Raw genomic sequence first — 12502 nt, forward strand, 5'->3', positions numbered from 1 at the left:
CCACGGCGTGCCCGCCGCCGCGTGCTCCGCGGGTACCGAGCCGCGCCGGGTCCGTGGTCCGCTCGTTGGCGCTCGCTCATGCCGAGCCCTCCCTCTGCCGTGCCAGCTCGGACAGCGCCTGCTGGTAGCCGTACACGGCGCGGGTCGCCGCCGGCAGGTCGCACGGCGCGGTGTAGAGCAGCCGCTCGGCAGCGCCGTAGCGGCGGGCCACCTCGGGGTCCTCCAACCGGCCCAGGGCGGCCGCCTTCGCCCGGTAGGCGGTGAGCCGGCCGCGCAGCTCCTCGCGCCGGGCGAGCAACCCGTCCGCCGCGCCGTGCAGCTCCCGCGCCCGGTCGGCGGCCGCGGCGATCTCGCGCTCGGTCGCGGCCACCGCGTCGGCGAGGGCCGGCCAGGCCGCGCCCCGGTGCAGCTCGTCCAGGTTGGCCAGCCGACCGCGCAGGCGTTCCGCCGCGGCCGGCACCGGCGGCAGGCCCGGATCGGCGATCTTCGCCGCCGTCGCCCGGTACGCCGCCGCGGCCGCGTGCTCCGCCTCGGCCAGCGCGGTCAGCGCGTCGGTCCAGGCCGCCCGGCGGCCGGCATAGTCGTCGCGCAGCGCGACCAGCCCGGACAGCCGGGACCGGGCCGCCGCCGCGGCGGCGTCGAGCCGGCCGAGCCGGGCGGTCACCGCCGCCGTCGGCGTACCGTCCGGCGCCCCGGCCAGCGGGTCGCCGAGCGCCTGGCCGCGGACCGCGTCCAGCTCGTCGGTCAGCGGCCGGACCAGGTCGGTCGCCCCGAACTCGGTGCCCAGGGTGGCGACCGCGTCCACCGCGTCCGCGGTCGGGGACAGCAGGTCGGTCAGCGCGGTCAGCGCGCCCTGCACCGCGGCCAGCCGGTTGCCGGCCGCCTCGGCGTCCGCCAGCACCATCGGGATCAGGTCGACCAGGCACAGCCGGCGGGCGACCGGGCCGCCGGTACCGTCGGCGGGCAGTCCGGCCTCGTCCAGCGCCACCATCGGCTCGCGCAGCAGCGCGGTCAGCTCTGCCAGGTCGTCGTCGGTGGGCCGGCCGTGTCTCGCCCGCGCCGCCCGGGCGGCCTCCAGCAGGTCGCCGGCGACGCTGAAGTGCGCCCACAGCACGCTGACCCGCTGGGGCAGATCGGCGAGCCGCTCCGCGGTCGCGCCGGTCGCGCCGCCGGCCCGCAGCCAACGCAGCGCCGGATGCGAGTCCAGCGCATACATGGCGGCGGCGAGCCGGTCGTACTCCGCGCCGATCGCGGTGAGCCGCTGGTCGGCCTCCTCGCGCCGCAGTGGTGCCGTGGCCATCGCGGTCAGTCCCGGTACTGGGCGGCCGGCGGTTTCGGCGCCGGTCCGAGCACCGTCAACCACTGGTCGTAGAGCTTCTTCCAGGTGCCGTCGCCGCGGATCTTCGCCAGCACGCCGTTGACGAACCGGACCAGGTCGACGTCGTCGAGGTTCGCCGCGATCCCGTACGGCTCGTCGGTGAACTTGGGGCCGATCACCTTCGTGTTCGGGTCCTGCTTCTTCAGTCCGGCGAGGATCGTGTCGTCGGTGGAGATGGCGGCGACCTGCCGCTGCTGCAGCATCACCAGGCAGTCGGTCCAGTCGTCGACCGCGACCGGAACCGGCTTCGCCGGGTCGGCCGCGATCGCCCGGATGGACGTGGACCCCTTCGCCGCGCAGACCTTCTTGCCGCCCAGATCACCGAGCTTGCTCGCGGTCGACCCGGACGGCACCAGCACCCGCTGCCCGGCGTCGAAGTAGACCGAGGAGAACGCCACCTGCTTCCACCGCTCGCAGTTGACGGTCATCACGTCGGCCACCAGATCGACCTGGTGCTTCCGCAGCACCGGGATCCGCTGCGCGGAGGTGATCACCTTGAACTGGATCTTGTCCGGATCGCCGAAGATCGCCCGCGCCACCTCGCGCAGCATGTCGATGTCGAAGCCCTGCAGGTCGTTGTTCTGGTCGCGGAAGCCGAACAGGTAGGTGTTCTGGTCGACACCGACGACCAGCCGGCCGCGCTTCCTGATCCGGGACACCGCCGGCCCGTGCAGCATGTCGGCCGGCGACCCGTGCGGCCGGTAGCTGTCGGCCGCACAGGAGGTGTCCTGCGAGTCGGCGCCCGGGATCTTCGCCGGGTCCTGCACCCCGACCGGCCGCGGCGGCGCCGCCGGCGTGCCGGCATCGGGCAGCGTGGACGCCCCGCAGCCGGCCACCACCAGCAGCGCGGCCAGCGCAACCCCCGCCGCCAGAACCCCGCGCACGCGTCGCCGCACCGGTGTGCCCTCCCGCATCGTCTGCCTCATCGGTACTCCGCGACCCGGCGCTGCAGGCCGACCGTGGTGCCGAGCACGCACACCGCGGCCAGCAGGCCGAGTCCGATCGCGGCCCCGGTCTGGCTCGACGCGGCGGCGCTCGCCTGGTCGGTGAACCGACCGTTGGCGGCCTCGATCGCGCTCGCGGTGTGCCGGTCGAGGTTGCCGAACGCATCCGCGGCGCTGCCCGCACCGGAGCCGATCGCGACCTGCACCGCCTCCGGGTACCGGCCGCCGTCGTCGAGCGAGCGCACCTTGGCGTGCGCAGCCTGCCAGTCGCGGACATCCCTGCGGACCGTGTCGAGCTGGCGGCGCTGCGCGTCGTTCGCACCGCTGCGGGCGGCGCCGATCAGGCCGCCGCTGCCGTTCGTTCCGACCAGATCGGTCATCCGCTGCCGGAAGTCCTTCTCGAAGGCGGCGCCGTTGCCGCGGGCCACCAGGGTCAGCGACTCGTCGGCGCGCGCCTGCAACGCGGTCAACCGGATCTGCGCGAACGCCTCGACCTGCGCCGAACCGGTGTCCCGGGCCGAGCCGAGGTGGCTGGCCAGCGCACCCCAGGAGGCGGTCAGCCAGAGCAGCGACACCACCGCCGCGGCGCAGCCGACCAGCAGCCCGCGGTTGAACACCCGGTTGGTCCGGCGGCTGAGGTGGACCTGCCCGACCATCAGCCCGGCCAGCAGCAGCAGGCCGACCGGGATCGCCACCCAGGGGAACCCGGCCGCCGCCGACCGGTCGTCGGTCAGCCGCGCGGTCTCCGCCTGGTACAGCGACTTCGCCGCCGGCAGCAGCTTGTCGCGCATCAGGCCGGAGGCCTCGCGCAGGTACGCGGCGCCGAGCGGGATGCCGAGCCGGTTGTACACCCGGGCGGTTTCCACCAGCCCGGTGTAGACCGGCAGCTGGCTGGTCAACTGCTGCACCACCCGGGCGTTCGCGCCGCCGGAGTTGCTCGCGGTCGCGAGCGCCTTGCCGGCTTCGGCGATGTCCTGCTGGTAGCGCCGGGCGGCGCTGGCCGACTCGACCCCGCCGGTCAGGAAGGACGACGCCGCCGTCGCGTCCGCGTCGGACAACGAGCGGTAGAGCTGCTGGGCCTGCACGGTGAGCGGGCCCGAATGCGAGCGCACCTCGTCGAGCCGACCGCCGCGCTGCTGCACCCCGACCACCATCGCGGTACCGAACGCGAGCCCGAGCACGACGAGCAGGGCGAGCAGGATGGTCAACCGGCCCGGCGTGGTGCGGGCCAGGGCGCCGAGCCCGGGCCTGGTCGGGTCGACGGCGGGCGCGGGCGGCGTCGGCGCGGTCGGGGCGAGCGTCATCGCGGCACCGGCCCGTCGGCCCGGGCCGTGCGCCGACCGGTGGGGTGGGCACAGACCCTGTCCCGGCCCGTTCGGCCGGTGCCCGACGTGCTGCCCAGCATCGATGCCCTCCGTCGTGTTTTCGGGCCAACATAGCCGGTCGTGTCAACCGGCGCGATCGCGCCGCCGTGCCCCCGGCGGTACCGAGCTCGGCCGGGTCCGGGCCGGTCGGTGCCGATGTCCGGCATGTCCCGCCGGGGTGGGACGCGGCCGGCCCGGCTACCGCCGGAGTAGGGGGTCGGTTCTGGCTCCGCCGCGGGACGTGCCGCCCGCCTTCCCGCTCCTACCGTCCCGTCGTCACTGCCCGGACCAGCGGTAACAAGGGGGCGAAGCGGTCGTGCTGACGATCGACGACGCGATAGAGCTCTACGTCAAACACCACGAACCACTGCAGGCGGTACGCGACGAGCAGCGCCGGCTGCTCGCCGACCGGCCGGGAATGCGGGCGCAACTCGACGACATCGAGGCGGAGCTGACCTACCTGCTGGTGCGCCAGCAGCGGCCGGAGCGGGTGGTGGAGATCGGCTGCCTGCACGGCTGGTCGACCAGCTGGCTGTTGCGGGCGCTGCGGGACAACGAGACCGGCACGCTGACCAGCTACGACCGGATCGAGAACGCCCGCCGCAACGTGCCGGCGGCGCTCGCCGCCGGGCGCTGGCGGTTCGTCGCCGGTGACGTCCGCCGGCAGCCGATGCCGGACGGGATCGACTACCTGTTCCTGGACGCGGCGCACTCCGCCCGGTTCGCCCGCTGGTACCTGGACCGGCTGCTGCCCGCGGTCCCGGCCGGTACGCCGGTCAGCGTGCACGACGTGTTCCACGGTCGCCGGGCCAGGCCGTACTCGGAGGGCTCGGTACTGCTGCGACACCTGCGCGGCGCCGGCGCCGGGTACTTCACCGCGGCGGCCCGGCGCGCACCGGAGGCGTACCGGCGGTTGCAGGAGTGCCGGGCCGACCTGGGATTCGGTGACCCGGTGCACCCCGGTCGGCACAATCCGATGATCTGGTTCCGGCGCCCCTGAGCGGCGGCGCCCGGGCCGGTGTGGCGGCGGCCGGTTTCGTAGGGTGTCCGCCATGCCGCCGAACGATCCCGCGCCCGCCGCCACGCCGCAGCCCGCCGCGCCGGCGTCCGGGTTGACCCAGCTGCCGGGCCGCGGGCTGTCCCGGTGGCTGCTGGTGCGTGGCCTGCCCCGGGATCCGCAGGCCACCGCGCACCTGACCGCGATGCTGGTCGCCGCGGTCAGTACCGTGCTGCTGGTCCGCGGTGGCCTGGCACTGGCCGGGTACCCCCAGGTCGGTGGCGGTGGCCTGCACATCGCGCACGTGCTGTGGGGCGGGCTGCTGATGATCGTCGGCCTGGTGCTGCTGCTGTCGTTCGTCGGGCCGGTGATCCGGCCGCTCGCCTCGGTGCTGGCCGGGATCGGGATCGGGCTGTTCATCGACGAGGTGGGCAAGTTCGTCACCAGCGACAACGACTACTTCTACCGGCCCGCGACGGCGATCATGTACGTGCTGGTCGTGGTCCTGGTGCTGCTGGTGCACGCGCTGCACGGGCGGCGGCCGCACCACCCGTCCGAGCACCTCGCGGCGGCGGTCGACCAGGCGGTCGCCGGGGTGGTCGGCGGGTTCACCCCGCGCCGCCGGGCCGCGGCCGGCCGGCAGCTGCGCCGGTCCGGTCGGGCGCCCGGCCGGACCGAGGCGACCGCCCTGATCGGCGCGGTACCCGACGACCCGGTCGAGCTGTTCGACCCGCTGCGGTTCGTCGACCCGCACCGGCTGCTGGCCCGGCTGCGGCTGTGGGCCCGCCGCGAGGTGCACGGCCAGGGCCGGATCGCGCAGGCGTTGCCGGCCATCACCCTGGTCGTGCTGCTGGCCCAGATCGCGTACTCCGGTGCGCAGTTCGGGGTTCGGTTGGTCGGCCGGCTGGACGGCCCGGCCGGGGCCGTCTGGCGGGGCGCGCCGGGACCGATCCCGCTGGTCCTCGGACTGGCCTCGACGGTCACCTGCCTGGTACTGGTGATCGGCGGCTGGCGTCGGCTGGGCCGCGACCGGCTTCGCGCCTTCACCTGGTTCCACCGCAGCCTGCTGGTGAACCTGCTGTTCACCCGGGTGTTCGAGTTCGACGTCACGCAGTTCGTGGCCACCGTGTCGGTGCTGGTGGACGTGCTGATGCTGGTGGTCGTCGGCGCCGAGCTGGGGCGGCTGAACCGGCTGGCCGACGCCGCGGAGGTGCAGGTGGCGATGGCCGCGCCGGCCAGGGACGCGACGGACCCGGCCAGCGACGCGGCGGTCGCGGCGACCGGCGACGCGGTGGCGATGCCGGAGTCGGCGGCGGGGCCCGGCCCGGCGGGGGAGCCGGAGCCGGCCGAGGGGGCGCGGGCGGTCGAACACGGAGCCGCCGGCGACGAGACGCCGCCGGCGGCCGGATCGGGAACCTAGGGTCAACCGTGTTGGGTGGACAGGAACCGGTAGCGCCAGACGGCGTCGCCGGTGGGTGCGTCGTCGCGGCGGTAGTTCAACCGCCAGATGTCGGGCAGTCCGTCCACGGTGCTGTCCACCGTGGTCATCTCCAGGTGCGGTGCTGGCACCGGATCGGTCAGCGGCACCGTGATGCGTTCCCCGTCCCGGGGTCCGCCGACGAGTTCGATCTCCACATCAGGCATGAGTCCGCCCCTTCCCGCGTGGGTGGTGAGCGGCCACCTGCAATGGCGGCCCGTGCGGCCGGGGCCGGGCGCCCAACGGCAACGCACCGGCCTCCCATCGATCGTAACGGCGCCGTCGGCGCCGGCCAGCGGGAAGCGCGGGCACTGGTACCGGTCGGGTAACCGGGCGTGGTCCACGGCACGCCGGTACGACCCCGAACGGCTCCGAGTCGTGTATCCTTTTGGCGTTGCAGTCGTAGTTTCCCCGAACGTTTGATGCGCACGCGGGATTTGTGACAGCGGGGCGTCTCGTTTTTCGGGAAGATCTCTCCGAAGGGTCGATCGGCTCCCGCCGCAACAAGGCGGTCGCCCGCGCGGCGGCCGAGTAGCTACCACAAGGAGAGTCATGGCACAGGGTACGGTCAAGTGGTTCAACCCGGACAAGGGCTTCGGCTTCATCACGCCTGACGGCGGCGAGCCGGACGTGTTCGTCCACTTCTCCGCCATCGAGGGCTCCGGCTACCGGAACCTCGAGGAGAACCAGCGCGTCGAGTTCGACGTGACGCAGGGCGCGAAGGGCCCGCAGGCCGAGCGCGTCCGCGGCATCTGAGCCACGGGCCTGGTTACACACCAGACGCGAAGCGACCCCCGATGCGATGCGCATCGGGGGTCGTTTGTCGTTCACTGAACTTTCGTGTCCGGTTCAGGCGGTTTCGGCCGCCGCGGCCCGGCGCAGCGGCGCACCCACCTCGTGCAGGTGCCGCAGCGCCTCCCGGTAGGACCGCAGCAGCCCGGTCTCGCGGTACGAGACGCCGTACTCGGTGCAGAACGCCTGGATCAGCGGCTGGGACCGGCGCAGGTTCGGCCGCGGCATGCTCGGGAACAGGTGGTGCTCGATCTGGTAGTTGAGCCCGCCGAGCGCGAAGTCGACGAACCGGCCGCCTCGCACGTTGCGCGAGGTGAGCACCTGCCGGCGCAGGTAGTCGACGTTGTCCTCGCGCCGCAGCGTGGGCATGCCCTTGTGGTTCGGGGCGAAGCTGCACCCCATGTAGAGCCCGAACAGCCCCTGCTGGACGGCCGCGAACACCAGCGCGTGCACCGGCGACATGACCAGCAGCAGTATCGTCAGATAGCCACCGATGTGCGCCACCAGCAGCGCCACCTCGGCGATCTTCGCCTTGCCGGACGGCCGCAGCAGCGCCCGCACGCTCGCCACGTGCAGGTTGAACCCCTCCAGCAGCAGCATCGGGAAGAACAGGTACGCCTGCGATCGGGTCAGCAGGCCGGCCAGGCCGCGCCGCGTGGCGGTGTGCTCCTCGACGAACACCAGCGCGCCGGGCGCCACGTCCGGGTCCCGGTCCTCGTCGTTCGGGTTCGCGTGGTGCCGGTTGTGCTTGCTCACCCACCAACCGAACGACAGCCCGACGGCGAAGTTGCCGTGCAGCATCCCGACCAGCCGGTTGATCCGGTGCGAGCGGAAGATCTGCTGGTGGCCGGCGTCGTGGCCGACGAACGCGAGCTGGGTGAACACCACCGCGAGGGCGGCGGCGACGATCAGCTGGTACCAGGAGTTGCCGAGCAGCAGGACCGCGACCCAGCCGGCGACGAACAGCACGCCGTTGATCGCCATCTTGGCGCCGTAGTAGCCGGTGCGCCGGCGCAGCAGCCCGGCCCGGCGGATCCGGCGGGACAGCTCCGCGTAGTCCGAGCCGGTTCGGTGCCATGGCTCCGGTGCGGCGAGCGCTTTCGGGTACGGGACGGTCATCGTGGCCTCCGGCACGATCCGTGAACGTGCCGCCCAGGCGCCGGACGTCACCGCACCGCAGGCGGAGCCGGTGGGGGACCGGGGGTGGCTCCGCGGTGTGCGCCCAAGTATGCCGCTGACCGGCGGGTGAACCTAATCGGCGCCGGCCGCGACCGGTTTTCGCCACGGGCCCGGCGCCCCCCTCCGGCGGCGGAGCCGTCGCCGACTCTTTACCGGTGAGATTCCCGGATCCTCCCCCGTGCCGGAGGAAAAGCATCGATGATCAAGGATGACTGGCACGCGGATCGTCGGGCTGATCCGGTTCTGTGCCATTCTGGTACGGGGAGATCCTTTACGCCTCTCGGTGCGGGACGAGGGTGGTGTTGGTGCGTCGACAGAATTCGCTGCTGGGTGACCTGGCTTCGTTGCTGGTCTGCGGGGTGCTCGCCGGCATCGTGGTGGCGCTGCTCGCGTTCCCCGGCTTCGGGGTCAGCGGCCTCGCGGTCAAGTCGGGCACCGGGGTGTTCACCAACAGTTCCGACCAGCTGAAGATCCCGCCGCCGCCGCAGAACTCCTACCTGTACGCGAACGACGGCAAGACGCTGATCACGACGTTCTACTCGGACAACCGGACGCCCACCACGATCGATCACATCCCGACGGTGATGCAGCACGCGATCGTGGCCGCCGAGGACACCAGGTTCTACCAGCACCACGGCGTCGACCCGCGCGGCGTGGTGCGGGCACTTCTGGCCAACCGCAGCGCCGGGCAGGTCTCCGAGGGCGCGTCGACACTGACCATGCAGTACGTGCGCAACGTGCGGATCTACTCGGCGAAGACGCCGCAGGAGCTGCACGCCGCCACCGAGCAGTCGATGGCCCGCAAGATCCAGGAGATGCGCTACGCGCTCGCGCTGGAGCGCAAGCTGTCCAAGAAGCAGATCATGCAGGGCTACCTGAACATCGTCTACTTCGGCCACCAGGCGTACGGGATCGTCGCGGCGGCGCGCGTCTACTTCGACACCACGCCGGACAAGCTGACGCTGGACCAGGCGGCGCTGTTGGCCGGCGTGGTCAAGTCGCCGGACGCGTTCGACCCGGAGTCCGGCGCCGCCGGGCGCAAGGCGGCGCTGGTGCGCCGTTCGTACGTGCTGGACTCGATGGCCAAGCTGCACTACATCAGCAAGGCGGCGGCGGCCAAGGCGAAGGCGGCGCCGATCGGGCTGCACCCGTCGAGCACGCCGAACGGCTGCACCGAGGTACCGAGCAAGCACAAGGACTGGGGCTTCTTCTGCGACTGGTTCGTGCAGTGGTGGGACCAGCAGAAGGAGTTCGGCGCGACCTCGGCGGCGCGGGAGAACACGCTGCGTACCGGCGGCTACAAGATCGTCACGTCGCTGGACCCGAAGGTGCAGGCCTCGGCGCGCAAGGCGTCGCTCGCGGTGTACTCGAAGACCAACACCAAGGCGCTGCCGATCGCCGCGATCGAACCCGGTAGCGGTCGGGTGGTGGCGATGGCGGTCAACCGCGACTACAGCCTGAAGAAGAACCCGTACGGGATGAAGAACCGGCCGAACACCGTGGACCAGCTGGTCGCCGGCGGTGGTGACGTCAACGGGTACCAGACCGGGTCGACGTTCAAGATGTTCACCATGCTCGCGGCGCTGGAATCCGGGCTGCCGCTGGACACCGGGTTCCACGCGCCGAGCCCGCTGCGTACCAACTACATCGCCGGCAACGGCTACTACTCGCCGGTGAACGACAACCCGAAGTGGATGGACGGCTACCGGACGATGTGGGACGGCTACGGCCGGTCGGTCAACACCTACTTCGTCTGGCTGGAGCAGAAGATCGGCGCCGAGAAGGCCGTGAACATGGCCAAGCGGCTCGGCATCAAGTTCCGGGCGCACACCGACGCGATGTACGCGTCCAAGGGTCGGGCGCACGGCTGGGGCGCCTTCACCCTGGGCGTCGCCCAGACCACCCCGCTGGACCTTGCGAACGCGTACGCGACGGTGGCCGCCGAGGGCGTCTACTGCAAGGAACTGCCGGTCGAGTCCATCGTGGACGCCCGGGGGCACGGGTCGGACGCGGCCAAGCCGCAGTGCCATCGCGCGGTGTCCAAGGACGTGGCCCGGGCGGCGACCGATGCGGCCCGCTGCCCGGTCGGCCAGCAGGGCTTCTACCACAAGTGCAACGGTGGAACGGCGCCCGAGGTGGGCCGGATGTTCGGCTCCCGGCCGCTCGGCGGCAAGACCGGAAGCTCGGAGACCAACGCGACCGAATCGTTCGTCGGGTTCACCCCGCAGATCGCCGCGGCGGCCACCGCCTGCACCCCGGACAATCCGTGGGACTCGGTCGGCGCCGGCGTCTCCTCGTCGGTGGACGTCGCCGTGGCGAAGACGATGCTCACCGCGCTGTCCGGCGACCCGATCCGCGGCTTCCACCAACCCTCGCACCACATCGCCTACGGCTGATCGGCCTCGCCGCATCGCCCGCGCCCGATCCGCGGCGCGGTGGCTGGCCGGCGGCATCCGTGCGGCCCGGTGGACTGGCCCGCGGCGAACCGGCGGTGGCGTGGCCCGCCGCTGCGCCGGGGCGGCCCCGTGGCGTGGCCCGCCGCTGCGCCGGGGCGGCCCGGTGGCCGCCGGCTCAGCGGCGGGCGAGGCGGCGCCCGGACGATGTCGGGGCCGGGGTGTATCCCAGCTGGTAGTGGGCGTAGATCTCCGGCTCGCGCTCGGCGGGCAACTCCTCGTCCACTGCCAGCGTCGGCGAGTTCTTGATCTGACCCTTGTCGTACGGCACCTGCAGGTCGCTGCGGCCCACCCGGGCGCCGTCCAGCGGTACCAGGGCGATCTTGCGCATCCCCGGCAGGCCGAGGCGGACCGCCGCGAACATCGGTTCGTCCGTCGCGGCGTCGACGTAGACCGACTCCAGCGTGCCGATCTTCCCACCGTCTGGACCCACCACCGGTGCGCCCTTCCACTGCGAGATGTCCTGAATTCCGATCATTCCTGCCCCCGAAGTCCTGGGTACTGTCACCGATATTCTCCCGCCTTATCCGGTTCTACGTGGCAAAACGTCACGCCCCGTACAGCCAGGCGATCTTGACCGGACCGTCCCATCGGTGCTGAGATCCATCCGCAGTCGACAAGGACGGAGACTTCCATGCGCCGTATCCGGTCCCACCGATGGCTCGCGGCCGGGCTCGCCGCGGCCGGCCTCGCGCTCGCCGTACCGGCGTCCGCGGTCGCGGCACCCGCGACGCTCACCCCGGCCGCAGCGGTCGGTGACGTGCAGCTCACCGGTACCCAGCGACTCGCGTCCGGGGTCACCCTGGCCACCTTCACCGCCACCGTGTCGCACGGCACCGTCACCGGCGAGCTGGTCACCGCCGATCTCGCCGACCGGCACGTGTCGGTGCGGCTGCTGCGGCCGGACGCGGTGGCCCAGCGCGAGACGGTGACGCAGCTGACCGCGGCCGAGCACGCGGTCGCCGGCGTCAACGCCGACTACTTCAACATCAGCGAGTCGCAGCATCCCGGCGTCGAGGCGACCGGCTCCTCCGACGGCCCGGAGGTCGACGGTGGCCGCGCCGTCAAGGCCGCGGTGCCCGACTCGCAGCGGTTCGGCCCGGCGATGGCGCCCGGCACCTCCACCCGCGACGTGATCGGCGTCGGTGTCGACGGGCGGGCCCGGTTGGGCACCCTCACCCTGGCCGGCAGCGTCGTCACCCCCGCCCACCGGTACCCGCTGGCCGGGCTCAACCAGTACGCGGTCACCGAGGGCGGCATCGACGCGTTCACCAGCGCCTGGGGCGCCACCTCGCGGGAGCGTGCGGTGTGCGGCAGCGACACCAGGCGGGGCGACCCGTGCAGTACCGACACCGCCGAGGTGACGATCCGGCACGGCCGGGTGGTCGCGGTCGCCGACGCGCCGGGCGCCGGTGCGATCCCGGCCGGTAGTACCGTCCTGGTCGGCCGCGAGGCGGGTGCGGACACCCTGCGCGGGCTGCACGTCGGTGACCCGGTGCACGTCTCGTACCGGCTGGCCGGCGCGCACGTGCCGTTCCGGGTCGCGGTGGGCGGCGCGCCGATCATGCGCGACGGCGCCACCCTGACCGGCGTCGACGACAAGGTCGCGGCCACCCGTACCGGGGCCGGGATCAGCGCGGACGGCCGCCGGCTGTACCTGATGACCACCGACGGGCTGGCCGAGTCCGGCAGCGGGCTGACCCTCGCCGAGGAGGCCGGGCTGCTGGCCGGCTTCGGCGCGACGGACGCGATGAACCTGGACGGTGGTGGCTCCACCACCTGTGCCGCCCGGCTGCCCGGCAGCGACCGGGTGAGCCTGGTGAACAAGCTGCCCGTCGGCGCGGCCGAGCGCCCGGTGGCCAACGGCCTGGGCATCGTCTCCCGCTGAACCCGGATGGCCGGGTCCGGACCCGGACCC

General features: G+C 72.9%; 11 protein-coding genes. 5 read left to right on the forward strand and 6 right to left on the reverse strand.

Translation table 11 applies throughout. From position 1 onward, the window contains the following. Positions 1 to 76: 76 nt before the first annotated feature. The 3 genes from Athai_RS09650 to Athai_RS09660 are packed head-to-tail and all read right to left on the reverse strand — an operon-like array spanning position 77 to position 3626. Positions 77 to 1300, reverse strand: a complete 1224-nt coding sequence (locus Athai_RS09650; protein ID WP_203961188.1) for a hypothetical protein — start codon at positions 1298 to 1300, stop codon at positions 77 to 79. Positions 1301 to 1305: 5 nt separating this feature from the next. Further along, on the reverse strand, positions 1306 to 2304 hold the full coding sequence (locus tag Athai_RS09655; RefSeq protein ID WP_239156833.1) for a glutamate ABC transporter substrate-binding protein: 999 nt from the start codon (positions 2302 to 2304) through the stop codon (positions 1306 to 1308). After that, positions 2301 to 3626: a hypothetical protein gene (locus Athai_RS09660; RefSeq protein ID WP_203961189.1), complete on the reverse strand. Its 1326-nt coding sequence runs from the start codon at positions 3624 to 3626 to the stop codon at positions 2301 to 2303. The genes Athai_RS09655 and Athai_RS09660 overlap by 4 nt, the downstream gene beginning before the upstream one ends. 376 nt (positions 3627 to 4002) lie before the next feature. Here Athai_RS09660 and Athai_RS09665 point away from each other — a divergent pair, with 376 nt between their 5' ends. After that, positions 4003 to 4686 carry a class I SAM-dependent methyltransferase gene (locus Athai_RS09665; RefSeq protein WP_203961190.1) on the forward strand — a complete coding sequence of 228 codons (684 nt, stop codon included), beginning with the start codon at positions 4003 to 4005 and terminating at the stop codon, positions 4684 to 4686. Between the two features lie 52 nt (positions 4687 to 4738). Then, positions 4739 to 6103, forward strand: coding sequence for a hypothetical protein (locus Athai_RS09670; RefSeq protein ID WP_203961191.1), 1365 nt, complete (start codon positions 4739 to 4741; stop codon positions 6101 to 6103). A gap of 2 nt (positions 6104 to 6105) precedes the next feature. On the opposite strand, the gene Athai_RS09675 is transcribed toward Athai_RS09670, so the two are convergent. Beyond that, a complete protein-coding gene (locus tag Athai_RS09675; RefSeq protein ID WP_203961192.1) occupies positions 6106 to 6327 on the reverse strand; it encodes a hypothetical protein in 222 nt (73 codons plus the stop codon). Between the two features lie 385 nt (positions 6328 to 6712). Here Athai_RS09675 and Athai_RS09680 point away from each other — a divergent pair, with 385 nt between their 5' ends. Continuing rightward, entirely contained in the window at positions 6713 to 6916 is a 204-nt protein-coding gene (locus tag Athai_RS09680; RefSeq protein ID WP_030444326.1) for a cold-shock protein, read from the forward strand. A gap of 93 nt (positions 6917 to 7009) precedes the next feature. Here Athai_RS09680 and Athai_RS09685 read toward each other — a convergent pair whose 3' ends face one another. Further along, entirely contained in the window at positions 7010 to 8071 is a 1062-nt protein-coding gene (locus Athai_RS09685) for a fatty acid desaturase family protein (protein WP_203961193.1), read from the reverse strand. 365 nt (positions 8072 to 8436) lie between these two features. On the opposite strand from Athai_RS09685, the gene Athai_RS09690 reads away from it, so the two are divergent. Continuing rightward, positions 8437 to 10527 (forward strand): transglycosylase domain-containing protein, encoded by a 2091-nt coding sequence (locus Athai_RS09690; protein ID WP_203961194.1) that lies wholly within the window; start codon positions 8437 to 8439, stop codon positions 10525 to 10527. Between the two features lie 175 nt (positions 10528 to 10702). On the opposite strand, the gene Athai_RS09695 is transcribed toward Athai_RS09690, so the two are convergent. Then, complete coding sequence (locus Athai_RS09695; protein WP_203961195.1) at positions 10703 to 11062, reverse strand: PRC-barrel domain-containing protein; 360 nt, start codon at positions 11060 to 11062, stop codon at positions 10703 to 10705. Positions 11063 to 11218: 156 nt separating this feature from the next. On the opposite strand from Athai_RS09695, the gene Athai_RS09700 reads away from it, so the two are divergent. Continuing rightward, complete coding sequence (locus Athai_RS09700; protein ID WP_203961196.1) at positions 11219 to 12472, forward strand: phosphodiester glycosidase family protein; 1254 nt, start codon at positions 11219 to 11221, stop codon at positions 12470 to 12472. Positions 12473 to 12502 lie beyond the last annotated feature (30 nt).

Source organism: Actinocatenispora thailandica (assembly GCF_016865425.1).
GTDB classification, from domain to species: Bacteria; Actinomycetota; Actinomycetes; order Mycobacteriales; family Micromonosporaceae; genus Actinocatenispora; species Actinocatenispora thailandica.